Source organism: Fulvitalea axinellae (assembly GCF_036492835.1).
Classification (GTDB): Bacteria; Bacteroidota; Bacteroidia; order Cytophagales; family Cyclobacteriaceae; genus Fulvitalea; species Fulvitalea axinellae.
The window spans coordinates 4,181,160-4,207,484 of sequence record NZ_AP025314.1 but is presented as its reverse complement, the minus strand read 5'-3'; the positions used below and the strand labels follow the sequence as shown (position 1 = coordinate 4,207,484).

20 protein-coding genes and 11 tRNA genes are annotated in these 26,325 nt (G+C 51.6%); 20 read left to right on the top strand and 11 right to left on the bottom strand.

The features are described 5' to 3' along the window. Positions 1 to 54 precede the first annotated feature (54 nt). The 7 genes from AABK39_RS15965 (at position 55) to argS (ending at position 3,104) form a co-directional block, all read left to right on the top strand. A tRNA-Gln gene (locus AABK39_RS15965) sits at positions 55 to 127 on the top strand. A gap of 76 nt (positions 128 to 203) precedes the next feature. Then, positions 204 to 276 (top strand) — tRNA-Gln (locus AABK39_RS15960). Between the two features lie 70 nt (positions 277 to 346). After that, positions 347 to 419: transfer RNA gene (locus AABK39_RS15955), tRNA-Gln, on the top strand. A 29-nt stretch (positions 420 to 448) separates the two neighbouring features. Next, positions 449 to 524, top strand: a tRNA-Gln gene (locus AABK39_RS15950). A gap of 22 nt (positions 525 to 546) precedes the next feature. Further along, positions 547 to 619, top strand: a tRNA-Gln gene (locus tag AABK39_RS15945). Between the two features lie 165 nt (positions 620 to 784). Beyond that, the gene (locus AABK39_RS15940; protein WP_338392334.1) at positions 785 to 1,270 is read left to right on the top strand and encodes a KdsC family phosphatase; all 486 of its coding nucleotides are present in this window, start codon (positions 785 to 787) and stop codon (positions 1,268 to 1,270) included. A gap of 52 nt (positions 1,271 to 1,322) precedes the next feature. Next, on the top strand, positions 1,323 to 3,104 hold the full coding sequence (gene argS / locus AABK39_RS15935; RefSeq protein WP_338392333.1) for an arginine--tRNA ligase: 1,782 nt from the start codon (positions 1,323 to 1,325) through the stop codon (positions 3,102 to 3,104). A 94-nt stretch (positions 3,105 to 3,198) separates the two neighbouring features. Here the strand turns inward: argS and AABK39_RS15930 are convergent, their stop codons facing one another. Then, positions 3,199 to 4,377 carry a hypothetical protein gene (locus AABK39_RS15930; RefSeq protein ID WP_338392332.1) on the bottom strand — a complete coding sequence of 393 codons (1,179 nt, stop codon included), beginning with the start codon at positions 4,375 to 4,377 and terminating at the stop codon, positions 3,199 to 3,201. A gap of 176 nt (positions 4,378 to 4,553) precedes the next feature. On the opposite strand from AABK39_RS15930, the gene AABK39_RS15925 reads away from it, so the two are divergent. Then, positions 4,554 to 5,978, top strand: coding sequence for a Gfo/Idh/MocA family protein (locus AABK39_RS15925; protein ID WP_338392331.1), 1,425 nt, complete (start codon positions 4,554 to 4,556; stop codon positions 5,976 to 5,978). A gap of 17 nt (positions 5,979 to 5,995) precedes the next feature. On the opposite strand, the gene AABK39_RS15920 is transcribed toward AABK39_RS15925, so the two are convergent. Continuing rightward, the gene (locus AABK39_RS15920) at positions 5,996 to 6,190 is read right to left on the bottom strand and encodes a hypothetical protein (RefSeq protein WP_338392330.1); all 195 of its coding nucleotides are present in this window, start codon (positions 6,188 to 6,190) and stop codon (positions 5,996 to 5,998) included. Between the two features lie 505 nt (positions 6,191 to 6,695). Here AABK39_RS15920 and AABK39_RS15915 point away from each other — a divergent pair. Beyond that, positions 6,696 to 8,303, top strand: a complete 1,608-nt coding sequence (locus AABK39_RS15915) for an arylsulfatase (RefSeq protein ID WP_338392329.1) — start codon at positions 6,696 to 6,698, stop codon at positions 8,301 to 8,303. 99 nt (positions 8,304 to 8,402) lie between these two features. Here the strand turns inward: AABK39_RS15915 and AABK39_RS15910 are convergent, their stop codons facing one another. Then, positions 8,403 to 10,283, bottom strand: coding sequence for a GAF domain-containing protein (locus AABK39_RS15910; protein ID WP_338392328.1), 1,881 nt, complete (start codon positions 10,281 to 10,283; stop codon positions 8,403 to 8,405). Positions 10,284 to 10,356: 73 nt separating this feature from the next. Between AABK39_RS15910 and AABK39_RS15905 the strand changes: the two genes are divergently transcribed. Beyond that, a complete protein-coding gene (locus tag AABK39_RS15905; protein ID WP_338392327.1) occupies positions 10,357 to 10,491 on the top strand; it encodes a hypothetical protein in 135 nt (44 codons plus the stop codon). Between the two features lie 42 nt (positions 10,492 to 10,533). Here AABK39_RS15905 and pyrE read toward each other — a convergent pair whose 3' ends face one another. Next, a complete protein-coding gene (gene pyrE, locus AABK39_RS15900) occupies positions 10,534 to 11,184 on the bottom strand; it encodes an orotate phosphoribosyltransferase (protein WP_338392326.1) in 651 nt (216 codons plus the stop codon). Positions 11,185 to 11,250: 66 nt separating this feature from the next. On the opposite strand from pyrE, the gene AABK39_RS15895 reads away from it, so the two are divergent. The 7 genes from AABK39_RS15895 to AABK39_RS15865 all read left to right on the top strand — a co-directional run bounded on the left by AABK39_RS15895 (position 11,251) and on the right by AABK39_RS15865 (position 12,720). Then, the gene (locus AABK39_RS15895) at positions 11,251 to 11,964 is read left to right on the top strand and encodes an NUDIX hydrolase (RefSeq protein ID WP_338392325.1); all 714 of its coding nucleotides are present in this window, start codon (positions 11,251 to 11,253) and stop codon (positions 11,962 to 11,964) included. Between the two features lie 124 nt (positions 11,965 to 12,088). After that, positions 12,089 to 12,161, top strand: a tRNA-Trp gene (locus AABK39_RS15890). A gap of 46 nt (positions 12,162 to 12,207) precedes the next feature. Further along, a tRNA-Thr gene (locus AABK39_RS15885) sits at positions 12,208 to 12,281 on the top strand. A gap of 52 nt (positions 12,282 to 12,333) precedes the next feature. Next, positions 12,334 to 12,407: transfer RNA gene (locus tag AABK39_RS15880), tRNA-Thr, on the top strand. A gap of 44 nt (positions 12,408 to 12,451) precedes the next feature. Further along, a tRNA-Thr gene (locus AABK39_RS15875) sits at positions 12,452 to 12,528 on the top strand. Positions 12,529 to 12,568: 40 nt separating this feature from the next. Beyond that, a tRNA-Thr gene (locus AABK39_RS15870) sits at positions 12,569 to 12,642 on the top strand. A 5-nt stretch (positions 12,643 to 12,647) separates the two neighbouring features. Next, positions 12,648 to 12,720 (top strand) — tRNA-Trp (locus AABK39_RS15865). Between the two features lie 125 nt (positions 12,721 to 12,845). Here the strand turns inward: AABK39_RS15865 and AABK39_RS15860 are convergent. The 7 genes from AABK39_RS15860 to AABK39_RS15830 all read right to left on the bottom strand — a co-directional run bounded on the left by AABK39_RS15860 (position 12,846) and on the right by AABK39_RS15830 (position 21,317). Beyond that, positions 12,846 to 13,616 (bottom strand): hypothetical protein, encoded by a 771-nt coding sequence (locus AABK39_RS15860; protein ID WP_338392324.1) that lies wholly within the window; start codon positions 13,614 to 13,616, stop codon positions 12,846 to 12,848. A 217-nt stretch (positions 13,617 to 13,833) separates the two neighbouring features. Beyond that, positions 13,834 to 14,631 (bottom strand): 3-deoxy-8-phosphooctulonate synthase, encoded by a 798-nt coding sequence (kdsA, locus tag AABK39_RS15855; protein ID WP_338392323.1) that lies wholly within the window; start codon positions 14,629 to 14,631, stop codon positions 13,834 to 13,836. 20 nt (positions 14,632 to 14,651) lie between these two features. After that, a complete protein-coding gene (kdsB, locus tag AABK39_RS15850; RefSeq protein WP_338392322.1) occupies positions 14,652 to 15,434 on the bottom strand; it encodes a 3-deoxy-manno-octulosonate cytidylyltransferase in 783 nt (260 codons plus the stop codon). 28 nt (positions 15,435 to 15,462) lie between these two features. Beyond that, positions 15,463 to 16,410, bottom strand: coding sequence for a KpsF/GutQ family sugar-phosphate isomerase (locus tag AABK39_RS15845; RefSeq protein WP_338392321.1), 948 nt, complete (start codon positions 16,408 to 16,410; stop codon positions 15,463 to 15,465). Between the two features lie 323 nt (positions 16,411 to 16,733). Next, positions 16,734 to 19,493, bottom strand: coding sequence for a 4-alpha-glucanotransferase (locus AABK39_RS15840; RefSeq protein WP_338392320.1), 2,760 nt, complete (start codon positions 19,491 to 19,493; stop codon positions 16,734 to 16,736). A gap of 257 nt (positions 19,494 to 19,750) precedes the next feature. After that, positions 19,751 to 20,812, bottom strand: a complete 1,062-nt coding sequence (galE, locus tag AABK39_RS15835) for a UDP-glucose 4-epimerase GalE (protein WP_338392319.1) — start codon at positions 20,810 to 20,812, stop codon at positions 19,751 to 19,753. Positions 20,813 to 20,951: 139 nt separating this feature from the next. Next, on the bottom strand, positions 20,952 to 21,317 hold the full coding sequence (locus AABK39_RS15830; RefSeq protein WP_338392318.1) for a hypothetical protein: 366 nt from the start codon (positions 21,315 to 21,317) through the stop codon (positions 20,952 to 20,954). Positions 21,318 to 21,464: 147 nt separating this feature from the next. Between AABK39_RS15830 and AABK39_RS15825 the strand changes: the two genes are divergently transcribed. The 3 genes from AABK39_RS15825 to AABK39_RS15815 are packed head-to-tail and all read left to right on the top strand — an operon-like array spanning position 21,465 to position 26,292. Then, complete coding sequence (locus AABK39_RS15825) at positions 21,465 to 21,959, top strand: T9SS type A sorting domain-containing protein (RefSeq protein ID WP_338392317.1); 495 nt, start codon at positions 21,465 to 21,467, stop codon at positions 21,957 to 21,959. A gap of 5 nt (positions 21,960 to 21,964) precedes the next feature. After that, the gene (locus tag AABK39_RS15820; RefSeq protein ID WP_338392316.1) at positions 21,965 to 24,151 is read left to right on the top strand and encodes a hypothetical protein; all 2,187 of its coding nucleotides are present in this window, start codon (positions 21,965 to 21,967) and stop codon (positions 24,149 to 24,151) included. Positions 24,152 to 24,156: 5 nt separating this feature from the next. Continuing rightward, the gene (locus AABK39_RS15815) at positions 24,157 to 26,292 is read left to right on the top strand and encodes a hypothetical protein (RefSeq protein WP_338392315.1); all 2,136 of its coding nucleotides are present in this window, start codon (positions 24,157 to 24,159) and stop codon (positions 26,290 to 26,292) included. The last annotated feature ends 33 nt before the right edge of the window (positions 26,293 to 26,325 follow it).

The following is a 26,325-nucleotide window of genomic DNA, read 5'->3' as shown; positions in this document are numbered from 1 at the left end:
GCATCCGCAAAAAGGGGAACAAGTCCCCATCAATACTTATTGACTTTGCGATTTTGCCCGATGGTGTAACTGGCAACACGTCTGATTTTGGTTCAGAAGAGTCTAGGTTCGAGCCCTAGTCGGGCAACAGTACGGAAACGTTCCGCGTTTTCGTCTTCCGAGTAGGGGGCAAAGGTCCCTCTCGTCAAATATATATTTTAGGATGCCCGATGGTGTAACTGGCAACACGTCTGATTTTGGTTCAGAAGAGTCTAGGTTCGAGCCCTAGTCGGGCAACAAAGCGAAAGCGTCAAGCGTTTTCGCCGACGGGAATTTCCCCGTTTTGACATAGAATTTAATTCAAGCTTGCCCGATGGTGTAACTGGCAACACGTCTGATTTTGGTTCAGAAGAGTCTAGGTTCGAGCCCTAGTCGGGCAACAAGTTTGGAGACGCTAAGCGTTTTGTGATGCCCGATGGTGTAACTGGCAACACGTCTGATTTTGGTTCAGAAGAGTCTAGGTTCGAGCCCTAGTCGGGCAACCATCACGGAACGGAAAAGCGACAATGCCCGATGGTGTAACTGGCAACACGTCTGATTTTGGTTCAGAAGAGTCTAGGTTCGAGCCCTAGTCGGGCAACAGATACAATTAAGGCCTTTTCAGTTTTGGAGAGGCCTTTTTTCGTTTATAGGCGACTGTGACGTTTGCGCTTCGATTAAATTCGGGAAAATCTGATGATTTTGACTAAATTCGCAAGGAATTCCGGCCGCTGTTAAGGCCGGATGTTTTTTTAAGGGGAAGGTTATGATCAAAGACAAAATCAACGCGATCAAGCTGGTGGCCACGGACGTGGACGGTACGCTTACCGACGGCGGCATGTATTACGCCGAAAGTGGGGACGAATTCAAAAAATTCAACGCCAAGGATGGCATGGCTATGAAAATGTTGATGAAAGTCGGCAAGAAAGTCGCGATCATCAGCCACGGCCATTCCAAAGAGATGGTTCACAGACGAGCCAGGGTATTGGGCGTGGACATGTGCTATGTAGGTGACAAGCCAAAAGTGGACGTGCTTCGGGCGTGGATCGAGCCCTTGGGCTTGGAAATGCACGAAATCGCTTATGTGGGCGACGACGTGAACGATATCGAGCTGATGAAGCTTGTGGGATTGTCCGTTTGCCCTTCCGACGCCGTAAGGGCTGTCAGAGAAGAGGCCGATATCGTGCTTTCGCGCGGTGGTGGCGAGGCCGCTTTCCGCGAATTGGTCGATGATTACCTTCTGCGCTACTAAGCCGGAAGCCTCCTTAACGAAAATTGAAATAAGAGCATAAGAGCCGAATCCGATGAATATTTCCTCACAGATAAAAACCGATATCGCGCAGGCGCTGAAAGAGCTTTTCGGCGTGGAGGAGAGCGATATCAAATTGCAGCCCACCCGCAAGGACTTTGAGGGGGCTATCACTTTTGTGACATTCCCTTACCTGAGGGCCAGTCGCAAAAGCCCCGAGGCTACCGGCGAGGCTATGGGCGAGTTCCTCGTAGAGAATAGCGAGGTTATTTCGGGCTTCAACGTGGTGAAAGGTTTCCTGAACCTGGTAATCAGCGACGAGGCCTGGGCGAAAGCTTTCGCGGCCATGACTGGCGAAGGTTTCGGTATCCACGAGCGCAAAGGCAGGAAGGTAATGGTGGAGTACTCTTCGCCGAATACGAACAAGCCATTGCACCTCGGCCACTTGAGGAACAATTTTCTCGGGCATTCGGTGTCTAAGATTCTGGACGCCTACGGATACGACGTTACCAAAGTGAACTTGGTAAACGACCGCGGTATCCATATCTGTAAGTCAATGTTGGCTTACGAGCGTTTTGGCGAAGGCGAAACTCCGCAGTCGTCAGGCATCAAGGGCGACCACCTGATCGGTAAATACTACGTTCGCTTCGATAAGGAGTACAAGAAAGAGATCGAGGCTTTGGTATCCGAAGGAAAGTCGGAGGACGAAGCCAAGAAAGAGGCTCCTTTGATGAAAGAGGCCCAAGCCATGCTGAAGCGCTGGGAAAACGGCGACGAGGCTACTGTTGCGCTCTGGAAGAAGATGAACGGCTGGGTGTACGAAGGCTTTGACGCTACGTACAAGACCATGGGCGTTGAATTCGACCATTACTACTACGAGTCGGACACTTACTTGCTGGGCAAGGACATGGTGGATGAAGGTTTGGCCAAAGGCGTTTTCTTCGAAAAGGAGGACAAGTCGGTTTGGTGCGACCTCAGCGACCAGGGCTTGGACGAGAAGCTCGTGCGCCGTGGCGACGGAACTTCCGTTTACATGACCCAGGACTTGGGTACGGCCGATTTGAAATACAAAGAGTTCGCCTGCGAGAAGTCGATTTACGTGGTGGGTAACGAGCAGGACTATCATTTCGACGTTCTGATTCGCATTCTCAAGAAATTGGGACGCGAGTACGCCGACGGAATCTACCACCTGTCGTACGGCATGGTTGACTTGCCTTCCGGCAAAATGAAATCTCGTGAGGGAACGGTAGTGGACGCCGACGACTTGATGCGTGAGATGTTCGAAACGGCGGCCAAACACACCAAAGAGCTCGGCAAGATTGAGGACTTTACCGAAGAGCAGGCTTCTGAGCTTTACCGTCAGTTAGGCTTGGGCGCTTTGAAGTACTTCTTGCTGAAAGTCGATCCTAAGCGCCGTATGCTTTTCAACCCTGAGGAATCTATCCAGTTCCAGGGGAACACAGGTCCGTTTATCCAGTACACCCACGCCCGTATCTCGTCTATTTTGCGCAGAGCGGAGCAGGAGGGTGTTGACACGGCCACTTTCGATCCGTCGGACATTACGGAGCTTGCGCAAGTGGAGCGCGACGTTATCCAGCTTTTGGGCGAGTTCCCTGAGCGTATCGCCGAGGCGGCCGAGGAGTACGCTCCGTCGGTTGTGGCGAACTACGCTTACGACTTGGCTAAGGAGTTTAACCGCTTCTACAACGAGCTTACGATTATGGGCGAGTCGGATCCGAAGGTATTGCGCTTTCGCGTGGTACTCTCGAAGGCCGTGGCCAATACGTTGCGTACGGCTATGGGCTTGCTCGGAGTTGACGTACCGGAGCGCATGTAATAGACTTAGATATCATCTCTAGATTAATACAGAAAAGGGGACTCGCTTAGTGCGACTCCCCTTTTTCTTTATCTCTTTATCATCTGTATTTTTTCTACGGCCAAAGTTCCTCTACCGGCTGTTTCAGTTCCCTTACCAAACATGGCTTTACGGAGAAGTCTTGTTGGTCTTGGCCCTTCACCTCAAATACCGAGATAAAGTTCTCCGTGTCGCCGTTCAGGTGTTCCTTGGCGAAAGCCTTTATCCCTTCCGGGTCCGTGAAGTACTTTAGTGCGCCGATATTGCCTATGTCGTTGTCGCAAAAGAAGAAAAGCACGCGTCGTCCGTCCTCGGTGGTGAAATGGAACGTGGCGGCGTATTCCGAATGTGGGTAAGAGCCCGAGCTGTTCTTGAAGCTCACGGTATCTTGGCCGTCGATTACCGATAATGTACGGTGCTCGTAAGAAAAGCCCAGCTGCTTTGTTAGGCTTCCGAATAAGGCCAAGGTCTTTATCGAGCCGATAAAAATGGCGTTTTTGTCCTTGATGTCTTCCCATTTCACTTTGGAGGAATAAAGCATCTGGGTGTCGGTGTTGCCTCCGCCGAGTATCCCCATCACGTTGAACAGTCCGCGGGGGCCTTGTCGGTTTACGTACGACACTTTGGATTTGGCGAGGAACTCTCCGTTTTCGGCCAGTTCCTTGTTTAGCTCAGCGAGGTTGTTGTCGTCGTTTACGCCTATTAGGCGGACAGTGCCGCTCATGCCGTTTTCTAGTTTGGCGTGCACGAAGTAATGGTCGCCGAGGATGATGGCCGTTTGCTTGTCGCTGTTCGTAAAGCCTGACCATATCGGAAGGTTCTTTATTTTGCCGTCATCGCTTGGGCCGGATAGGATAAAAAACAGATGGGCGACCAGGCTTATCCCCAGCAGGGCCAAAGCTCCCGCCAGCAACCGGCCGGGCTTCTTGCTCTCTTCCTTTTTATGGAAAGCTATGCGGTAGTTGCCCTTCGGCAGTTCGAAGCGCATTTCGTCGTAGCGACCTTCCGTCTGGTAGTACTCTTCCAGTTTCTTTCGGGTCTTGCTGATGTAAGGCCTAACGTTGAGCTCCTTGTCGCTGTCCACCTTTTTGCCCAACACTTCCACCGCTATCTGCAGTTCTTTGGGTGTTTCTCCCTTTTCGCTGGCCCTCACCAAATACTCCAAAAGGGCTTGGCTGGTGGCCGAACGATAAAACTGCCGGCTTTGTTTTACGCGGCCTAGGCTGATATCCACTAAGCTTGGGTTGTCGTTCATGTCGTTGTTTTTCAGTGGTGTAACCGCTTTCTGTTTACCCCGCCGTTTACGGCGGTACGAGTGTTCGGAGCGTATTAGTTCGAGCAGGCGCCCTACATTAGCGTCGTGGTCAGGAAAAGGCCCGGACAAGTCTCTATTAACTCTTTGTAAATTAATTAAAAACGTAATTTTTTGCCATGGAATCAAGAAGGTCTTTTTTATCGAAGATTGGACTCGCCTCGGCGGGGGCGTTTTTGAGCCCCTCGTTAGAGGCGATGATATTGAAAAAGGAAAAGCTCAAAGTGGCGCTTGTGGGTACGGGTGTGCGGGGTTCGTCTTTCTTCGGAAAGAACCTTGTGAAGACCTATCCCGGCGAGATCGAGTTTGTGGGATTGTGCGACATCAACCCCGGACGTTTGGCTTACGCCAAAAAGAATATGGGTGTGAGTTGCCCCACATTTGTGGACTTTGACAAGATGATCGGCAAGACTAAGCCGGACCTCATCTTGGTGGCCACTACGGACGCTACGCACGACGAGTACATCGTGAAGGCTTTGGAAAACGACATCGACGTGATGACGGAGAAGCCGATGACTACCGACGAGCACAAGTGTCAGGCCATCATCGAGGCCGAGCGTAAGTCTAAGAAAAAGGTGATCGTATCGTTCAACTACCGTTGGGCGCCGTACTACACCAAGATCAAGGAGTTGATCTCGAGCGGCGAGATCGGCGATTTGGTGTCCATCGACTTTAACTGGATGCTGAACAACTACCACGGCGCCTCGTACTTCAGGCGTTGGCACGGTTTGGAGCATATGAGCGGCGGACTTTGGGTACACAAGGCTACGCACCACTTCGATTTGCTGAACTGGTGGGTGAACTCCGATCCGGAGGAGGTGCACGCTTACGGCGCTTTGGAACACTACGGCCACAACGGTCCGTTCCGTGGCGACAATTGCCGTACCTGTCCGCACAAGAACAAGTGCCAGTACCACTGGGAGATCACCCCGGGTTCGCATTACGATAAGCTGTATACCAGAAACGAACACTACGACGGGTATGTCCGCGACAACTGCCTGTTCCGTGAGGAGATCAACATCCACGACAAGATGTCGGCGCAGGTGAAGTACAAGAACAACGTGGTGGCGAATTACAGCCTCACCACCTACTCGCCTTACGAGGGTGTTCGTATCGCCTTTAACGGGCGCAAGGGACGTATTGAGGCGTGGCACGGCATTCCGTTTATGAACAAGGAAGCCATCAGCCAGGCCGATATGCACAAGCAGGAGATGATGCAGGGCGAGGACAATCATCACTACAAGCCCCTGGTACTGCACCGCAACTTTGAGAAGCACGAGGTCATCAACGTCAAGGAAGAGAAAGGCGGCCACGGTGGCGGCGACAAGCGGATTATGAATAAAATCTTCAAGCATCCGAACAGCCCGGACCCGTTGAACCACTGTGCGGGCACCCGCGACGGCGCCATGTCTATACTGATAGGCATAGCGGCGCGCCGAAGCGTGGAGCGCAACCGCCCGGTAAAGATAGAGGAGCTTACGGATCTGCGCCCTCGCGAAGAGCGCATTATCCAGAAAGTGGTGGGGCCCGAGCGTAACAGCTAACCCGGCGCCCATTTGAGCTAAGGCGTTCTGTCTTCAAAATACCCCCATCCCGCCGTTAAGGCTAGGCGGGACCTGAGCGTCCCCGTTATGGTGTCGTCCCATTCGTATACGGGGCGCTCTTTTTCAAAGCCCCGACGCTTTCCTCCAGAAGCCGAGGGGCTTTTTCGTTTGCCGGAGGCGAAAACGGGATAAAGGACGGTCCTGTAGGCCATTAGGTTCATATTTGCCGGAGGCGAAAAAAGGAGGGAATGGGTACCGAAAAGCCGTCATTATACGGGAAGGGGGCTTTGGGGACGATTATTTCAAGCGGTACGGACGCGAGAGGTGACGCGAGTGTTTGTTTTCGGTGGACTTATGTTCGAAATCATTCATCAGTATGAACGAAAATGTTGATACGTACGAATGAAAAGAATGATACGTGCGAACAAAATTGATGATACGTACGAAAGAAAACGCCGGTACGTCAGAACGAAATCAATGACACGTACGATCGAAATGAATGGCACCGCAAACCCAAAACGATGAGACGTACCGTCAAACGCAAAGGGCTTTTCGAGACTCTTTGCCGGACTTCCGAGGGTAAACCGTTCTTTACACATTATTCATAGGGAGCGGGACAAGACGAAAATTCAAGCTTGAAACCATGAGTGAAACGAACTTGGATTTTCGATCCTTAGCTTTATGAAATATTTTGGAAAACCATAGAGATTTTTAGCGATGAAAGTTTTTAGAAGATACCTGCGGAGCATCGCCGTGGGCGGAGCCTTTGTGGCGTCGGCCTGGTCATGTGCGGGAAAAAAAGCCGATGACAGGCCGAATATAGTGCTGATCTTGGCCGACGATATGGGTTGGTCTGACTTGGGTTGCTACGGGTCGGAAGTGAAAACCCCGAACCTTGACCGTTTGGCCGAAAACGGAGTGCGCTTTACCCAAATGTACAACACTTCGAAGAGTTTTCCCTCTAGGGCCGCGCTGATTACGGGCGTGTACGCCCAGCAGTCGGGCCAGCACCGCACGCACAAAAACCCAATCACCAGCGCCGTGACGATGGGCGAGGTGCTGGGGCAGGCGGGCTACCGGACGCTGTGGTCTGGCAAGCACCATGGGGCGGAAAACCCCTTTACGAGGGGCTACGACAGGTACTTCGGACTGAAAGACGGCGCCACTAACCACTTTAACCCCGGCAACCAGCGCCCGGGCGAGGGGCTTCCGGCCCAGAAGCGCACCCGCTCTTGGTGCGTGGACTCTACGGAATACTATCCGTACACGCCCACCGAGCGCGATTTCTACTCTACGGACTACTACACCAAATACGCCCTGGATTGGCTTGAGGAGTACAAAAAGGAGGACAAGCCCTTCTTCCTTTACATGGCTTATACGGCCCCCCACGATCCGTTGCAGGCTTGGCCCGAGGACGTGGCCAAGTACCGGGGCAAATACCTTGAGGGATACGAGACGACTCGCCGTGCGCGTTTTGCCAAACAACGTGAGCTCGGCATCGTGGGGCCCGAGGTTAAGCTGAGCGAAGCCATTTACAAAGACTGGGACTCGATGACCGACGAGCAAAAGGACGAGGAGGATCTGAAGATGGCGACCTACTCCGCGATGATCGACAGGCTTGACCAGAATATCGGCAAGCTGATGGCTAAGATCGAGGAAGCGGGTGAGCTGGATAATACCCTGATCGTCTTCGTATCGGACAACGGAAGCTCTCCGGAAATTGTGGAGCTGGAAACCGACAGCGGACCGTCGTGCTCGTTGACAAACTGGACTTCGTTGGGGCCTGACTGGGCCAACGTGAGTAATACGCCGTACCGTTTTTTCAAAACCTACTCGCACGAAGGCGGAATCCGCACGCCGATGATTGCCCACTGGCCCGCCAAGATCAAGAGCAAAGGGGACATTGTTAAGTACCCCGGGCACTTTATGGACATGATGCCGACCTTTGTGGAAATTACCGGGGCGAAATACCCGCAAACACACAACGGCCACCCCGTGGCGCCGATGCAGGGCGAAAGCCTGATGCCGGCCTTGACGGAAAACCGGGAAGTGCGCGAGAAGCCGTTGTTCTGGGAGTGGGCTCGCGGAAGCGCCGCCCGCAAAGGGGATTGGAAGATAGTGCGCCACAGCAAAAAAGAGTGGGAGCTGTACAATCTGAAAAACGACCCCTCGGAAACGACCGACTTAGCCGAGAAAAATCCCGAGAAGCTGGCGGAGCTTGACGCGATGTTTAAAGCCTGGAAAGCGGACTGTGCCAAATGGCAGAAAGCCAACAAAAAGATCCGCGAAGGGCTGAAGGCCGGTGAGCTACAAGCCAAACTCTAAGGCTCTTTCCATAATAAGATAAAAAGAAAAAGGCCGTCGTTCCCGTTCGTTTTGTTCGGGAATGCCGGCCTTTTTCTTTGGCTGTCTTGCGACTTTGAATTACGCTTCGGCGTCTTCCAGTTCGGCCTTCAGTCGCTTGATTTCGGCTTGGTAATCTTTTTCCTTTCTGGCGAAATCCTCTTGCGTAGCGTTCAGTTCCTCGAAGTTTTGCCTCGACATTTCCTCTTTCTCCCTAAGCGCCTGCGCCTGCGCCCTCATCTCTTCCAGTAGCTGTTGCGTACGTTCGTTGGTCCTGACGGCGCTGAGCGTGGCGGCTATCGCCTCGGCGGCTTTCTCAAGGAAAGCGATCTGATGTTCGTCCAGCGCCTCGAAAGTCGCGATCTCAAGAACGCCCTCTATCGTTTCGTTTACGCTGAGCGGGAACAGCGCCAGTTGTCTCGGGGTGGAATCGCCCAAGCCCGAGGTAATCTTGGTGTACTTGTCGGGCACTTCCGTCATAATGATTCGGGAACGCTCCAATAAGCACTGGCCGGTTAGGCCTTCGCCCGCCTCCACACGTCTGTCTTCGAAGCGTTGCCTCTCATAAGCGTAGCAGGCGCTAAGCTCCAAGTAGTCTTTGCCTTCCTCGTCCGTCTCTTTGGTAAACAAGCCCGCTTGGTTGCCGTCCACGGCCTTTACGATAAACGACACCGCCTTGTCCGACATCTCCTTCAGATCGTTTGCCTGCCGGAGAATCTCGGCCAGTTTACTAAGGTCCTCGCTGATTTTGCGGTCGCGCGTTTCCTTATGCCTGACGGCCTTCAGCGAGTCGCGCATGCCAATGAGTGCTTGGCCTAGTTCGTCGCCGTCCTTGGCTTCGAATTCGTTTTCGAGCGCCCCCTTCCCGACGGATTGGGCGAAAGTGGCGGCGCGTTTCAGCCTGTTGTTCAGTTTGGTGAGGGCTTTTATAAAACGGGTAGGCTCTTCCAGATTAATGTTAATGTCGAAACTGTTGTTCAGGTTGCCTTCGCCAAGGTCCTCCACCGCTTCGGTAAGCTCTATCGCTTGTCTGGAGAACCTTCCGCTGACGCGATATATCACCATCAAGGCGATTATGATCAAAACGAAATAGATTCCGTACACTTTGAAAAAGCCCTTTGTCATATTATCGACAGACTCGTCGATGGACGTTTCCAGTACCAACGCCATTCCGCTGGCCCGGAGCGGAACCAGCTGAACGAACCGTTCCCCCTCGGCCGTGTTGATGCTCATGCGCCGGGCTCCTTTTTTGTCGTTAAGCGCCTTGACAATGTTTTCCGCCTCCGGCCCCACAATGGGAACCTCGGAAAGCGAGTGCATGCCTTTGTCCAGCCTGCTGTTGTTGTAGCAAAGCAAGTCACCTTTGGCGTTGATCATATAGACCTTGTAATGCCCTTCCTGCTCAAGACCGATCACGGAAGCCCGGATTTCGTTGACATGCGCCATAAAATACGCGACGGCGCCGGTGCCTTGGCCCAAGCCGGTGGTATAAACGAAATATTCCTGTCCGTTGCCCGGATCAGTCCACAGAGTCCAGGCGTTTTTTCTTTTCTTGTCCTTTACCTTATTGTACCAAGAGTAGCCGGTGTCGGTTCCGCCAAGGGCTAGTGATTGCCTGTCGATATTGTAAAGCGTATCGGTCTTTCCGGAGATCACTCCCATGCGGTTCACTTTACTGAGCCCCACGTTTTTCCTCATGATAGCGAGCGCGTTGAAAATGGCGGCACTGTCTTCTTCGGCCTTTAGCAGGCTGATCAACTCTTGGTTGCCTGAAAACCCATAACGTACAGAGCGCTCGTAAAACTGTAAGTGGTTATTCATGTGGACTTTCGGAGTCCAGGAAAGATAGGGGAGAATGTCGGTTTCGAGATTCGTTTTGACGTGGTCACGCAAAACCTCGTAGAAAAACACTCCGGCTACAACCGAGATTAGCGAAAAGAGTATACCAAAACTCAGGGTCATACGGCCCTTTATGGTTCTAAAGAAGTTCGAGGCATTCATTGGATCGGGGCGATGTTAAAAAACTATAATTCAAATGAAAACTAATAATAAGTCTTTCGAAAAATATAAGCAAATAACAATTCATATTAAACAATATGCTTTTGTCAAGAAAGCTGTTTGTTCCGGTTTGGTTGAAAAAATAAAAAAAGCGACACGTTCCGTTGTATAATGGAAAATGTCGCCCGGTAAATTTCTCAGCGCTTTGGCGCGGTTATTTTCCCCATACGGCAGGGTCGAGGCGCCAAGCTTTCAGGATGTCCATGTCCTTGGCAGAGACGTAGTTCATTTCCAAGGCCACTTCCAGCATGGTGTTGTAGTCGGACAGGCATACGTAGGGCACTTTGGCGTTTTCGAAGTTCTCGTCGGCCAGAGCGAATCCGTAAGTGAAGATAGACGCTAGTCCGATTACCTCGGCTCCGGCTTCGCGTACGGCTTCTCCGGCCTTGAGCGAGCTTCCGCCTGTCGAGATTAAGTCTTCGATAAGGACAACTTTGGCCCCTTTGGCCAGTTCTCCTTCAATCTGGTTGCCCATTCCGTGGCCTTTAGGCTTGGAGCGTACGTATACGTATGGCAAATCCAGAAGATCAGCGACGAGTGCGCCCTGAGGCACTCCGGCGGTGGCCACTCCGGCAATCACGTCCGCGTCCGGAAAGCGCTTGCTCACGGCTTCGGCGAGGGCTTTCTTAATGTAAGTGCGGATAGCGGGATGCGAAAGGGAAAGGCGGTTGTCGCAGTAAATGGGGGATTTCCATCCGGAACTCCAAGTAAAAGGGTTGTCGGGGTTGAGTTTAATCGCTTGGATTTCCAAGAGTTTGGCGGCGATGTGTTTGGCCGCTTCGGTGTTATCGTTTTGCCATTCCATATTGCGAATTTAGCTAGGAATGTCGGCCAAATGAACTAAATTTATCGAAAAAACTGGCAGGAGATTATGATCGTGTTTGTGAATGACGTCCCGTTGCGGATCAAGAAGCATAGGGGTGATTTTCCTACTGAAAAATACGGCTGGGTAGGGCGTGGCGACGAGGCCCGCCTAAGACCGGACGAGGCGGAAGGAAACGTGTTGTTTCTGGATGTGCATAAGAATTTTATCGACTATATAGTGGCTGAGCTCCGTTTGGGAGGCTTTGAGAAGCTGAAATCGGTGACTGTCACGACCCGGGAGAAGAAAGCTTTCAAGAAGCATCTTAAGGAACTTTTCACCGTCATAGAAGCGGCTGGAGGCTTAGTAAGTAACGAAGCCGGAGAGAGTCTTTTGATTTATCGCCTTGGACGTTGGGATCTGCCTAAGGGGAAACTTGAGGGAGACGAATCCCCGGCGGTAGGCGCCGTACGGGAAGTGGAGGAGGAATGCGGAGTGGAAGTGACGCTGGGCGCGCCGATCTGCAAAACCTGGCATACTTACTCACGTAACGGCAAACGCATACTGAAATGTACGCACTGGTACCACATGCATTTGCTCTCCGACGAAAAGATGACGCCACAGGTTGAGGAAGGAATCGAGAGGGTGGAATGGAAAAGCGGAAAAGCGCTGAAGCGCGCGCTCAAGGGTACGTATCCGTCGATTAAGAAAGTGGTGTCCGATGCCAAAAAGAAACCTTTGAAGAAAAAAACTAAGGTCTGTAAGTGTTTGCGAGCCTTGTAAATACGCCCCCTATGATACGGGAGGGCGTATTTTTTTCGGTTAACATTTTGATCGGTAAAAAATATCCTTCTATATTTGCAGTCCCTTCTGAGAAGGACAGGCGCAAAGGGCGTCTGAGACACACACGGGTGTAGCTCAATTGGTAGAGTAGTGGTCTCCAAAACCATTGGTTGTGGGTTCGAGTCCTACCACCCGTGCACTTGAAATAATAGCGTATGGTTTCTGACGAAACCGCTGGAAAATGCCTCCATAGCTCAGCTGGCCAGAGCAACTGACTTGTAATCAGTAGGTCGTTGGTTCGAATCCGACTGGGGGCTCAAGGTGTGATTTGCCTTACTCCGGCACTCGTCATGAGAATAGCCGTTTAATGCCTCCATAGCTCAGCTGGCCAGAGCAACTGACTTGTAATCAGTAGGTCGTTGGTTCGAATCCGACTGGGGGCTCAGGGAACATTCCCTACGGCTGTTCGTGCGAAACTTTGCCTTATGCCTCCATAGCTCAGTTGGCCAGAGCAACTGACTTGTAATCAGTAGGTCGTTGGTTCGAATCCGACTGGGGGCTCCACTTACCGGCAAGTTTCCGAAAAGAAATCAAAACGCATAATGCCTCCATAGCTCAGCTGGCCAGAGCAACTGACTTGTAATCAGTAGGTCGTTGGTTCGAATCCGACTGGGGGCTCATACACGGGTGTAGCTCAATTGGTAGAGTAGTGGTCTCCAAAACCATTGGTTGTGGGTTCGAGTCCTACCACCCGTGCAAAAAGTCGCTTTTAGAGCGACTTTTTTTGTTTGTGGGGTTTTGGTCTTAGGTATCCAGTATTAAGTCTTAGGTACCAAGTAGTTTTTTTACCTCAGACCAAATACCTAATACTTCATACCATTTCAGGAAAAATACAGACGGAAAACCTTCTCGCTGTTCGGGCTTGCGGCCAACCTTCCTTCCAAGCTTACGGCTAATCCTCTTCTGAATTCCCAATCGAGGTACGGGTAGTTCTCCTCGTCTACCGATTGCGGAAATTCCGCTCTTAGTTGCCTCATAATGTCGTTATGCAGATCTTCTTTGGTCCTGTCCACCCGCTGGCGGTAACGCTCCGATACGCCGAATGTGGGCGAGAAAATATCCGTTCCGCCGTTTTCCATTACGGCTTCCATCCTTTCTTTATATTCCACCGCTTTGGTTTGGACCAAAAGCCAATAATCGAATTCGGCCTTTCCCATACGTCTCGGGGCGCTGTCGGAGCTTTGTGTGGGTTGTTCCCGCTCTTTTAGTTTTGGGAGTTTGTCGGGGTCGCTGAGTTCTTCGTCCTCTTCCGGATCCTTTTCCGTGGGTTTGGCTTCGTCGGTTTTCGGAGAGGTTTCCTTTTCCTCGTCTTTTTTCTTCGGTGCCAGATCGGCAAGTTCCTGAGGCGATGTCAGCTCGGTTGGTTCTTCCTCCCGGGCCTCGTCTTCGTTTTCCTCACTTGTTAGCGGATCGTCCATTTGGCCGTTTTCCATCATCTCGATCCACTCCTTTTGTACCTCCGCTTCCGGCCGTTTGTCATCGATGTCGGCTTCGGCGTTGGCGCCGGCGCGTTTCTTCTTTTTCTTTTTGGCCAAACCTTTCAGAATGGCGTCGCGCTTGCGCACGTTGCTTTTGTAGATAAATCCCTGCATCGTCTTTCCTTCCCGACCTAATGGAGTACAGAGTAAATGGTAAAGCGTAAAGAGACTGTTTTGGATTGTGGGAATCTACCCCGAATAACCGAAGTCTTTGTCCATTTACCGAGTGTACTTATGGGGTAATAACATAACGTAAGGTTCTTGGTTTTTTTCGGCAACAAAAAAGCCGGCTCTTTGTAAGAGCCGGCTCTTAATATGAGTCGAACGGGCGTTACCCGAGAATTCTGTCAATATCCGTAAGGAGTGTGTCCAAGTTTTCCGGCTGGATCATGTTAGGGCCGTCTGAGAGCGCTTCCTCCGGGTTTTCGTGCACTTCGAAGAAGAAACCGTCAACGCCGGCCGAAGCGGCCATTTTGGCGATATACGGGGCGTATTCGCGGTTCCCGCCACTTTTGCCGGCCAAGCCGCCGGGCTTTTGGGTGGAATGCGTCACGTCCATAACCACAGGGTGGCCGAAGGCGCGCATATCGACCAAGTTGCGGACGTCCACAACCAAATCGCCGTAGCCCATCATATTGCCGCGCTCGGTGAGCATCACTTTGTCGTTTCCAGCGTCGATTACCTTCTGGGCCGGGTATTGCATGTCTTTGCCCGAAAGGAACTGGCCTTTCTTGATGTTGATGATACGGTCAGTCTTAGCTGCCGCTACTAGAAGGTCGGTTTGACGGCAGAGGAAAGCCGGAATCTGAAGAATATCCACAACTTCGCCCACCGGCTCTGCTTGGTAAGTCTCGTGGATGTCCGTACAAAGCGGCAAACCGAATTCGCTTTTTACTTTGGCCAAAATACGAAGCCCTTCTTCCATGCCCGGTCCGCGGTACGAGCTGATCGAGGTGCGGTTGGCTTTGTCAAAAGAGGCTTTGAAGATGTAAGTCCAGCCGTGTTTGTCGGCGATTTTGGATACTTTCTCAGCCAAGTGAAGGATCATGTCTTCGTTTTCGATCACGCATGGTCCTGAGATAAGGAATCTGCCTTGCTTGATTTTATCGAAAAGTTCTTGCGATGTCATATTGATTGGTGTGGGGTTTATTACCTGTTTTCTGTGGCGAAGTTATCGGTTTCCAGCGCCAGTTTGCGGGCCTTCTCCAAGTCTTCCGCCGTGTCGATGCCTACGCAGTCGTAGTCGGTTTCGATCATGCGGATGCGGTGGCCGTTTTGCAGTGCGCGGAGCTGTTCCAGCTTCTCGGACGTTTCCAGGCTGGTGGGTTCCATTTTGTTATAATCCAAAAGGAAATCCTTGCGGTAGCCGTAAATGCCCAAATGCTTGTGGTATTGGAACCCTTCGGGGATTACGCCCTCGCGGAGCGTTTCGAAGGCGTCGCGGGCGTAGGGAATCGGCGAGCGGGAAAAATAGAGCGCATAGCCGTTTCGGTCCGTGACCACTTTTACCACATTTGGGTTGAGTACCTCGTGGGCGTCGTGGAGAGGCGTCATTACGCTTCCCATCGATTGGTCGGAGCCTTCGAAGCTGTTGGCCAGTTCGGATATGATTTCCGGATCGATCAACGGCTCGTCGCCCTGTACGTTGATTACCACGTCGGCGTCGATATGCTCGGCGGCTTCCGCTATGCGGTCGGTGCCGGACTGGTGGTCGGCGCGGGTCATGATTACGTTGTCCGTGAATTCCCGGCAAACTTGCGCCACTTCCTCGCTGTCGGTGGCTATGTATACGGCGTCAACCCCCTGGGCTCTCATGGCTTTTTCGTAAACCCATTGCACTACGGGTTTTCCGGCCAAATCGAGGATCACTTTGCGAGGCAAACGGCTCGAAAGCAGGCGCGCGGGGATGACAACTACGGTTTTGTTCGACATAAAGTCTGTATGTTGGGATCGCGTAGGATCAGATGTTCAGGTCGTAAATCTGGATAACGCCAAGCAGACGTTCCTCGTGAGTAACGAGCAAAGAGTTGATTTTGTATTGGGTCATCAATTCTTCCGCCTCCGTCACACGAGCGTCGGCTTCGATGTGTTTCGGCTTTTTCGACATGATTTCCGAGGCTTTGAGGCGGAAAAACCCTTCCTCAAGGTTTTCCATAGCCCGCCGGACGTCGCCGTCGGTGATGATCCCGGTTACTTTCCCCTTGTCCTCAATTATGACCAGGCCGAGCCTTCCTTTGGAAATGCGTTGGATGATTTCCATGGCGGTGGCGTCGGGGGCCAACACGGGAAGGTTTTCCGAGCGCATAAGGTCGGAAACTTTGGTGAGCAGGCGCCTGCCGAGGCTTCCGCCGGGGTGGAAGCGCGCGAAATTCTCTTCCCTGAAGTTCCGTACTTTCATCAGCGCGACCGCCAAAGCGTCGCCCATGGCGAGGGTGGCGGTGGTTGAGGAAGTGGGGGCGAGAGAGAGCGGACAAGCCTCTTTTTCCACGGCGATGTTGAGGTGGAAATCGGAGTGGCGTGCCAAGCGCGATTCCGGTTTGCCAGTCATGGCGATGGTCTTGTTGCCGCTGTCCTTGAAGAACGGGACAATCTTGAGCATTTCGTCCGTTTCTCCCGAATTGGAAATCAGCAACACGATATCGTCGGGCGCAACCATGCCCAAGTCGCCGTGAAAGGCTTCGCCGGGATGCATAAAGAAGCTCGGCGTGCCGGTGCTGGCCAGCGTGGCGGCGATTTTCTTTCCGATGATTCCGGACTTGCCCATGCCGGACACAATCAGTTTTCCCTTCGCTTCGAGCGTGGCCTCTACGGCACGTTCGAAATCTTCCGTCAACAGCCCGGTAAGGTCGGCGATGGATTTGGCTTCGATCTCGAAAACCTCGCGGGCGTAATCCATTATCTTAGTCATGTGAAAATCAACGCGGTGAAAAATCCGTTTTTTCTGTCGCGAAGCTAAAAAATATTCCGGCTACGGCCAATTCGGGGCTTTGATATCGGTAGGGGGAAAACGTGTTCTGGGTTTGTCTAGAATGCGCGAAGCTAGATGTCGAAGGCTGACATCCCTAGATGTTGAGTGTCGACAAAGCTAGATGTCGGACTTAGACATCACTCGATGTCAGGGAACGACAAGGCTAGATGTCTGAGCCGAACAAAGATTTTAATTTGAGGAAAAAACAACGGCGTCTGGAATTTATATTCCGGACGCCGTGGATTTATGATGAGTTACTGAATTCAGTCGTCGTGCAATCGTCCTGATTTTTCGATCATACTGCGCAATCTGTTGTTGAAGGAGACTTCGTCTTGAAGTTCTTCCAAACTGAGATGCATGCGGTAGCGCCAGTAGTGTTTCGGATTGCTCGGGATGTTGATCTGTTCCTCGTGCGGATCTTCCCTGCGGATGTGTGCGTCCATTCCCATCAGGTCTTGCAACGGGAAAACTGCCCACATAGCGGGGGAGAACAGGTGTTGGGCGATGACCTCTTCAACCAAGCCGGGCTCGCAGATGTATGGAGCCTCGTCGGATTTGCCGAGTACGTTGTGGTAGAACCTGAGAGCCGTGTCCCGTTCCTCTTCCCACCAACCGCGAATGGTTGACATGTCGTGTGACGAGGGTGATACTACAGAGAGATACGGAGCCTCGTTTGGATAAAAGAATTCTTGCGAAGGGTCTTTTGGCATCCGTTGAATATTTAGGCCGAGTATACCGAGCTCCGACATAACGTTGGGTACGGATGCCGGGACCATCCCGAGGTCCTCGCCACAGATAAGCATCTTGGTGGCGTCTTTGACCGCCGGGAGCTTGACCATGGCCTGTTTTTGCCAGAGCCCTTCCTGTCTTCTGTAGAAGTAATCAATATAAAGCTCGTCGAGGCGGTGGCGGATCCAATCGTCAAGTTCGCGGAAGGAATAAGTGTCGTGGAACGTGACGCGCGGATGATAGCCCTCTCCTTCGTCTTTGGACGGCGACGGAATGAAGATCACCTCCGAAATAAGCCTGTACAGCCCGGCCCGGAGGAATTCCCGCTTGCTTTTCATCTCCTTTGGCATTTTCTGGTCAGAGGCTAGGAACGCCTCTACCTTGCGTTGAGTATCGAAGCGGGGTTTGAGTTCGAAGTAACCGGGATCGTATTCGTTTAGGAATTCGTGCTTTACGTATTCGGCTTCGTCACCGAAGATGTCGTGAAGCATATGTTCCCTGATATAAGGCTTGCAGTAGCGGTTATAATCGAACGGGATTCCCCTGTCAGTAATTTCCTGTTGAGAAATGGGAGTAGCTGGGTTGAAATGGCCGAGTAATCCTTCTACGGAGTCGTAAGGGATCTCCCAGATGCGGAAGAAGCCGAGAATATGGTCGATCCGGAAGGCGTCGAAGTATTTCGAGAGTTGCTTTAGGCGGTCGGTCCACCAAGCGTAGCCATCTTTGGCCATTGTCTCCCAATTGTAGGTGGGAAAACCCCAGTTTTGGCCTTGTGCTGCGAAAGCGTCTGGCGGAGCGCCGGCTTGGGCGTTCATGTTATAAAGTTCGGGAGCTACCCAAGCGTCCACGCTATGGCGGTAAATCCCGATAGGAATATCGCCTTTGAGGATCACGCCTTTTGAGCGGGCGTAGTCCGAGGCTTCGAGCAATTGTTTGTGCAGGTGGAATTGGGTGAAATAGTGTAACGCTATCTCATCGTAGTGCGGACTTTTGGGATCGCACAGACCTTCGAGTTTCTTTTCGGAGAAAGTGGAGAATTCTTTCCACTGCGTGAAATCCGGGGTTTTGTACAAATCCCGGAGATAGCAGAAGGCGGCGTAGCGCTTGATCCAGTGTTCGTTTTCGGCGAAGAAGAGCTTGAAGGCTTTGCTACGCAAAAAGCCAGCTTTATTTTCCAAAAACATGGAGCGGATATATTGCTCCTTGATTTTTATTACTTCCCCGTAATCGACATGTTCCAGCTTGTTCAGCTCTTCTTTTTTCTTTAAAAGAACGGCGCTGGCTTTTTTGTCCTTGCTTTTGCCCAATGCCTCCAAGTTGAGGTAAACGGGATTCAAAGCGAAAACGGATATGGCCGAATATGGATAAGAGTCCAGCCAGCTATGATGCGCCGTAGTGTCGTTGACGGGCAAGATCTGGATCATATTGAGGCCGGTATTCTTCGCCCAATCTGCCATAGGCTTCAGGTCGAGGAATTCGCCGATGCCCAAGCTTTGGTTGGAACGGAGCGAGAAAACGGGAATAACTACGCCCGTGCCCCGCCAATTGCCGTTCGGGAAGCGGAAAGCCTCGTCGGTGCGGACGGTTAGCGATTCCGCCAGTTGTGGAAGGCCCGAAAGGTCTATCCGCCGGTCGGCGCCGGTTTCCCATTCCACTATTTCGCCAGTGGCCTTATCGTAAATGCCGTATTTGTAGCTGGTAGGTTCCAGAAAGTCTTTTTCGCCCAGCACGATGTCCGTGTGCCAGAATGGATGGTTCTTGCCGTCCATCAGGATCGCTTTCGACTCGTCCCAGGCGCCGAGGGCCGAGGCGCTCCCGATAATACAGAGATCGTATTTTCTGGACACGTGGGGTACGCAGATCTGAAAACGCAAACGGGAAAGCTTTTTAGGCGTCTTGCCGTTCTTTTTTGTGTCAATGGCCGGAAGGTCCCGCTTGAGCAGTATGTTTTTGAAGGCGGAAGTGTACAGAGCGTTTTCTTCTCGCTGGGTCGCTCTCCAAAAATCGTTTAGGCAGAGACTCTTTGAGGATTTGGCGTGTTTGCCCACAGCCCGGTCATCGCCCCATTCCCAAAGGAAGGAGTTGTTGTCTTCGTTGTGAATGAAGTATTTGTAAGTGAACGAATGGGCGTCTTTTTCGGGCACTTCAATGATGAGGTACCAATTTTCCCCGTCGACGGTATTCATCATCGGAGCTTTGGCCGGGTTGTTAGAGCCTAGTTGTTTGAGCGAACCCATAATGCCGGGGCGCTGGCCCCAAACAGTGCGGTAGTGAATATCAAAACGGATTTCCATGAAATGATAATGTGAAGCCGTGAGTTAGTCTTCCTTGTTTAGAACATGCCTGCGGGAAAAAGTTTTTGCTTAGCCCCCGATTCTTTTGAATAGTTAAGCAAGGCTGGGACCGGAAGTCGTGGCCTTAAAAGAAAAGATCCACTTCCCCGCAAAGGAAAGTGGATCCGGATTGTCATCGGAGCGGAAGCGCGTGGAGCTGTTCGGTAATCGTTGCCGTTGTCCATGCTTCCGTCCTTAATTTGTTGCAAGCCCTTTTGCTAGGCTTCTTGCGGTGTCGTTTTCTCCCTTTCCTCTTTGAGGCGGAGTTCCCATTTCCAAGCCGAAGCCATCATCTCGTCAAGGTCTTTTTCGGATTTCCACCCGAGCTCGTCATTGGCGAAGGTTGTGTCGGCGTATACTTTCTCGATATCGCCCTCGCGACGCGGAACGATCTTGTAGTTGAGCGACTGCCCGCTTACTTTTTCGAAAGACTTGATGGCCTCCAATACCGAAGTGCCCGTGCCCGTACCCAAGTTGAATACTTCGAAGCCTTTCTTGTTGTTGCCGGCGATAAGGCGCTCAACGGCGATTACGTGCGCTTTGGCCAAGTCCACTACGTGGATGTAGTCGCGGATGCATGAGCCGTCAGGCGTTCCGTAGTCGTCACCGAATACGCTGAGGCATTCGCGGATGCCGATAGCCGTTTGCGTGATGAACGGAACGAGGTTGGCGGGTACGCCAAGCGGAAGTTCGCCGATTTCGGCGGAAGCGTGCGCCCCGATCGGGTTGAAGTAACGCAACGCGATGGTGTTGTAGAACTCGTCGGAGTATGAAGTGTCACTGAGGATCTCTTCTCCTATCTGCTTGGTGTTGCCGTAAGGCGAGATGGCCGGTTTGATCGGCGACTGCTCCGTAACGGGCAACGTGTCCGGCTCGCCGTAAACGGTGCACGACGACGAGAACACGAAGTTCGGGATGTCGTAGCGCTTCATGGCCGCCAGCAGGTTGGTGAGCGGCGCTATGTTGTTAGTGTAGTACTTCAGCGGTTTCTCCACCGACTCGCCCACGGCTTTTGAAGCGGCGAAGTGGATGATGGCGTCCACGTCGTGGTGGCGGCTGAAGAATTCCTCAAGGCGGTCAGCGTCGCAAAGGTCGAAGCGCTCGAAAGTCGGCTTTACGCCGGTGATGTTTTCGATGCCTTTGAGCGAATTGAGATGGGAATTCGAGAGGTCGTCAACGAGCACTACATCGTATCCTTTTTCGATAAGCTCAACAGCGGTATGAGAGCCAATGTAGCCGGCGCCTCCGGTTACCAAGATTTTTTTCGTTTCCTTTTTCATTCCGAAAAGTTGCGGTGAATAGCGGTTAAAAACATTTGGGAAAGCCGGGTTCCGAATCCGGAAATGCTTGTCCCGTTGGTGTTCGGGCGCAGTTTTGTCAGGCCAAAGTTACAACTTATCCGGGCAAGATCAAATGGCTTCAGTCCGGGACTTTGCGCAATGTGAAGACAGTGTTAATACGTTTGCCTCCTTTGCCTGACCCTACGATGAGCTTCTTGTCCGTGATATGGCCGTTCCAAGCGTCAAGTTCGTAGATGAGTTCGCCGTCGGCTTGTAGTACCTTGTAAGCCGTTCCGCGGAGCTTTAGCATATCGCCGTCTATTTTGCCCTCTACAGTCTCCTCTATTTTGAAAGGCGGACCGTCAAGGGGGAATTCCGTAAGGGTAAGAGTGCCGTGTACGTGGTTTTTCTTTTGGTGGAGGATCAGGATACCTTTGGCCAAGCCGTAATGAAAGTCCTCTTCAAATCTCCATCGGCCTCTTAGTTTCCATTCGGACTTACTCATGTGTTTCTCGTTTTTTGTCAGAAACATAACAGGGAATAATAGGCTTTGTGTATTTGAGTTATGGTATTTTTATCATAACATAGTATGCATTTGCATGTTCGAGTGCTTATTTGGTGGAAACAATCATAATATTTCAAGGTAAAAGACATGAAGGTGTTAGCCGTAGTTTTGCTGTTTGTGACGATTTCCGTTAGTGTCTCGGGACAAGAACTTCGAAGGGCCGAGCTTGTAGGGGTTTCTGGAGGAAAAGGGGTGTCCAAATCGTACCAGATGTCGTGGTCGGTGGGAGAGACGTTGACGAAGACGTTCGATGTCGGAGACGGAATGATCCTGACCCAAGGCGTGCATCAAGGGGAGTCGTACGTGGTGTTGTCGGTCGGGAAGCCTGTTGTAGGCCAGGTATTGCGGGCGTACCCCAATCCGGTGGCGGATTATGTGACCGTGGAATTGTCGGAAGAATCGATGAAGCGGGGGAAGTGGAATGTTTCCGTTTCCGATTCGCAAGGCAAGGCGGTGCTGGAAGGGGATTTATCGGAACCTGAGACCAAGCTTAGTCTTGAGCCCTTTGCGTCGGGAGTTTATTTTCTGCGCTTACGGCAGGAGGGCGAAACAGTTAAGACCATTCGTTTGATTAAAAAATAGCCGAAATGATAAAGAGATTTACACTTTTACTGTGTTTGATGGCCTTTGCCGTGTCGGTATATGCGCAAAGCCCTCAAAAGTTTAGCTACCAGACGGTGGTTAGGGATACGGATGGTTCCGTAATGAAAAACAAAACGCTTAGCCTGAGGGTGGAGATCCTGTCGGGAAGTTCCCAAGGGGCTACGGTGTTTGTGGAAAACCATGAGTTGGAAACCGACGGACAGGGTTTGGTTCAGGTCGATGTCGGTTCCGTTTCGGACTTGTCGGTGGTGGATTGGGGAGCGGTTTCCCATTTCGTGAAAATATCCGTAGGCGACAGAGTGTTGGGAACCAGCCAAGTGTTGAGCGTCCCGTTTGCGGCTTACGCCCAAAAGGCGAAAACGGCGGAGACTGCCGATTACGAAAAGCTTAAAAACCTTCCGGACTTTACGGGTTGGGACAAAGACGCGTCGGATGATTTTGACGGCGACTACCATAGTTTAAAGAATAAACCGACACTTTTTGACGGCAACTATGCCAGCCTGAAGAACAAACCGGAGTTGTTTGACGGTGATTACCAGAGTCTGAAAAACAAGCCTACGCTTTTTGACGGCGACTATAACAGCTTGGCCAATAAGCCCACGTTGTTTGATGGCAATTACGAAAGCCTAGCCAATAAGCCGACGCTATTTGACGGCGATTACCAAAGCTTGAAAAACAAGCCTACGCTGTTCGACGGTGACTATAATAGCCTAGCGAATAAGCCGGTGTTGTTTGACGGGAAATACGCTTCGTTGGAAGGCGCGCCCGTTACGATCAGTACTGCGCAGGCGGAGAAGTTGGGCAGGATTAACGTTACCAACACGGTGAACTTGGACCAATTGGAAGCGGACGTGGCCACAAACAGTGCGAAGGCGTCGTTTCCGGGTTTTGGTACCGAGCCGGGCAAAGTACTGGAAGCGGGTACGAAAATTTGGAATGTCAAGGACGGGAACCTGTATTATAACGCCGGTAAAGTTGGCGTTAACGTCCCGGAAGGAGCGGACTTTGGCGGAGCGGTGATGAAAGTGGGTGGAGCCGTACGTTACGAAGGCATTCCCGCTACGCCGGCGCCGGGTATGCTTTTTTATGACCCGTCAGGCTCTGGAGCTTTCAAATATTACGATAATAACAGTGCGGCTGTGGAAGTCAATGCCGGAAATGTCACTTATTCGGGATCGCTTTTCTCTTATCAAAACCAAGACATAATGCTTCATCATGATCTGGTTGTTACCCAAAGTATAGGAGTGGGCAACGATATGGCGAGTGGTCAGGATTTCGGTTATTCTACCCTGATGTTGAAGGAAAATAACCTGCGGATAATGTTTGACGATGCGGACGATCCGAACGGAACAATGCCCGCTAACGATTGGCAAATCGAGGCAAATTCCAGCCAAAACGGAGGCGATTCCTATTTTGCGGTGATGGATATGACCAGTGGAACTACGCCGTTCAGAATTATGGCTGGCGCTCCGGACAAGTCTTTTTATGTTGGCGCCAGCGGAAATGTGGGCGTGGGAACCGATGTCCCGTCCCATAAACTGGAAGTGGCCGGAACGATGAAAGCCACGACTTTTGTAGGTGACGGATCTGGCCTGACAGGTTTGACTGGCGCCACGGGCGGAGTTTCCAATGACGGCAATACGGTAATCGAGGCCGATTCGGACAATAATTCGGTAGGAGAAATCGCGTTCAGGACCAAAGGGCAAACCCGCATGGTGTTGACGAACGCCGGTAAACTTGGTGTCGGGGTTTCCTCGCCGTCGGAGGCGTTGGAAGTCAACGGAAAAGGTAAGTTCGACGAAGTGGAGGTGAGTGGCGATTTGGTTGTTGGCGGATCATTAATCATGGGCTTTATCAATGAACAGTCGGGTGCCGGAGCGTCTCAAAATTACGACGTATCCGGAAAGAAGGTGATAAACTTCAACGCTTCGGGGAATGGTGCGGCGAATGTTTTGACGCTCTCCGGGTTTGCCAATGGAAAAACGGGACAGGAAGTGACAGTGATGAATACGGGTAACGGATTGAAAGTCCTTATTAAGCATGAAGGAACCAACGGAACCCAAAAGATCCGGATAGCGGGCGGAGCGGATATCAATTTGGAGACATTCGGTTCCAACGCCCGTTTTGTGTTTGACGGGACACATTGGTATTGCGTAGGAGTCAAACAATGATCGATATGAGAAAATTTACAGTATTGATCGTTTGTCTGCTTGCGTTTGTCGGTGGGCTGAACGCTCAGAATAAGCTGAATTTCCAAGCGCTCTTGCGTGACGCGTCGGGCAAGGCGCTGAGGGAAGAACGGGTGGATCTCAAATTTGAGATAGCCAGAAATACGCCCGACGGAACGGTTCTGTTCGAGGAGGAACATTCGATTACGACTACCCGGGCGGGGATCTTGAATGTTGAGATCGGGTCGAAAACCATGTTGCCCAAAATAGAATGGAATGGGCAACGGTACTTCCTGAAAGTAAGCGTAAACGGCGAGTCTCTCGGGCATAGCCAGCTTTTGAGCGTGCCGTACGCTATGGGAGCGGAAATCGCCGGCGAGGCGGAATCGCTGGATTATGAAGCCCTTTCGGGAAAACCGGAATTTGAGGATTGGGATAAGAATGTAGCGGGCGATTTTGACGGTGAATACCAAAGCTTAGATAATCTTCCCGGTTTGTTTGACGGCGAGTATTCGGAACTGTCGAATCTTCCGACGCTGTTTAACGGCGATTACTCGGATTTGCTTAACCTTCCGGCGCTGTTTGACGGAAGTTATTCGAGACTGTCGAACCTTCCCGAATTATTTCACGGGGATTACGCGAAGCTGTCGAACCTTCCGAGCCTGTTTAGTGGCGAATATTCCGATTTGTCGAATCGGCCCGAATCGTACTTTAACGGTGAGTATGGCGCGTTGTCAAACTTGCCCGTGTTGTTCGACGGTAAATATTCCTCGTTGGAAGGCGCTCCGCAAACGATAACCACAGAGCAAACGGCGACATTGGGGCGTTTGGGGCTAACCCAAGCGGTGGATCTGGACGGACTGAAAGCCCAAGCGGCTGATAATAGCGCAAAAACTGGCTTTCCGGGGATTGGAGATGATGCTGGAAAAGCTTTCCGCATTTTGTGGGCCAAGAAAAACCAGGAGCTTTATTCCGGAAGAGTGGGAGTGAATGTGAACGTACCCGAGACGGATATAAACTCACATGCCGGAATGAGGGTAAAAGGAGCGGTTTTGTACGATGGACTCCCTTCCGCTATGACACCGGGTATTCTGTATTACGATCCGCTTGGTAGCGGGCATTTCAGATATGTTGACAATACTGGAACGGAAAAGCTTTTCGGAATGGGCGACGGCGATTTTCATGGTGGATTCGCCCCCCTACAAGAAGGCCACGGCGCCATGTGGGTGGATGACGCTATTCTGAAAAAAAGATTGGCGGTGGGTAGCGGAGTCTCGGCGGGAATGGATTTTGGCGAAAACAAAATGGTGCTGGCCGATACAATACTGAGAGTGCGCTTCGAGGACACGAGCCAATCGGCATCATTTCCAAAGAATGACTGGGAAATGGTTTTTAACGATATCGCCGAGAATGGTCAATCCTATTTCGCTGTTCTTGATGAGGATTTAAATGCCACGCCTTTCAAATTGATGGCCTCTGCGCCTACAAACGCTTTTAGGGTAATGTCCGGAAAAGTGGGGTTGGGAGTTGAGATTCCAGATGAAGCGCTTCATGTGGGCGGAGCTGTAAAAGCAAACAGTTTTGTAGGTGACGGATCGTCGTTGAGTGGGCTTTTGGGCGTAACGAGTTCGGTGGCGAATACGGGCTCAACAACCTTGGGAGCCGACAAGGACGGAGACGGAACCGGGCGATTGGCTTTTGAAATTGGAGAAAGCGAATATTTGACCGTAAGTAGTACCGGTAAGGTCGGCTTGGGGAAAAGCTCGCCAAACGCTGACTTGGACGTTTCGGGTAGTTTGGTTGCCACTGGGGTCGATGTCGCAGGAGATGTAAGCTCGTCGGGTGCGTTGGTCCATACACCCGAGAATAAAGTTATTGGAGATTTGGCCTCGATAGACGTAAGCGGAAAGAGCCTAATTCTTGCGGATTTGAGTGGCGATAAGAGTATATCGGCATTAAACGGAGGGAAAAAAGGACAGCGGGTTACGATAATCAACCGGAGCGATACGCATCAGATTACATTTTTTGTGGGGATGAGCAATATCGCTGGCCCGTTTTCGCAGTTTACGTTAGGGAAATACGGCGCTGTTACGTTCCTCTGCGACGGAACATATTGGTACCAAACGGATTTGGTTAACCCGTAAAAGGTTTTCAATTCTGAACAAGAATGCGGAATG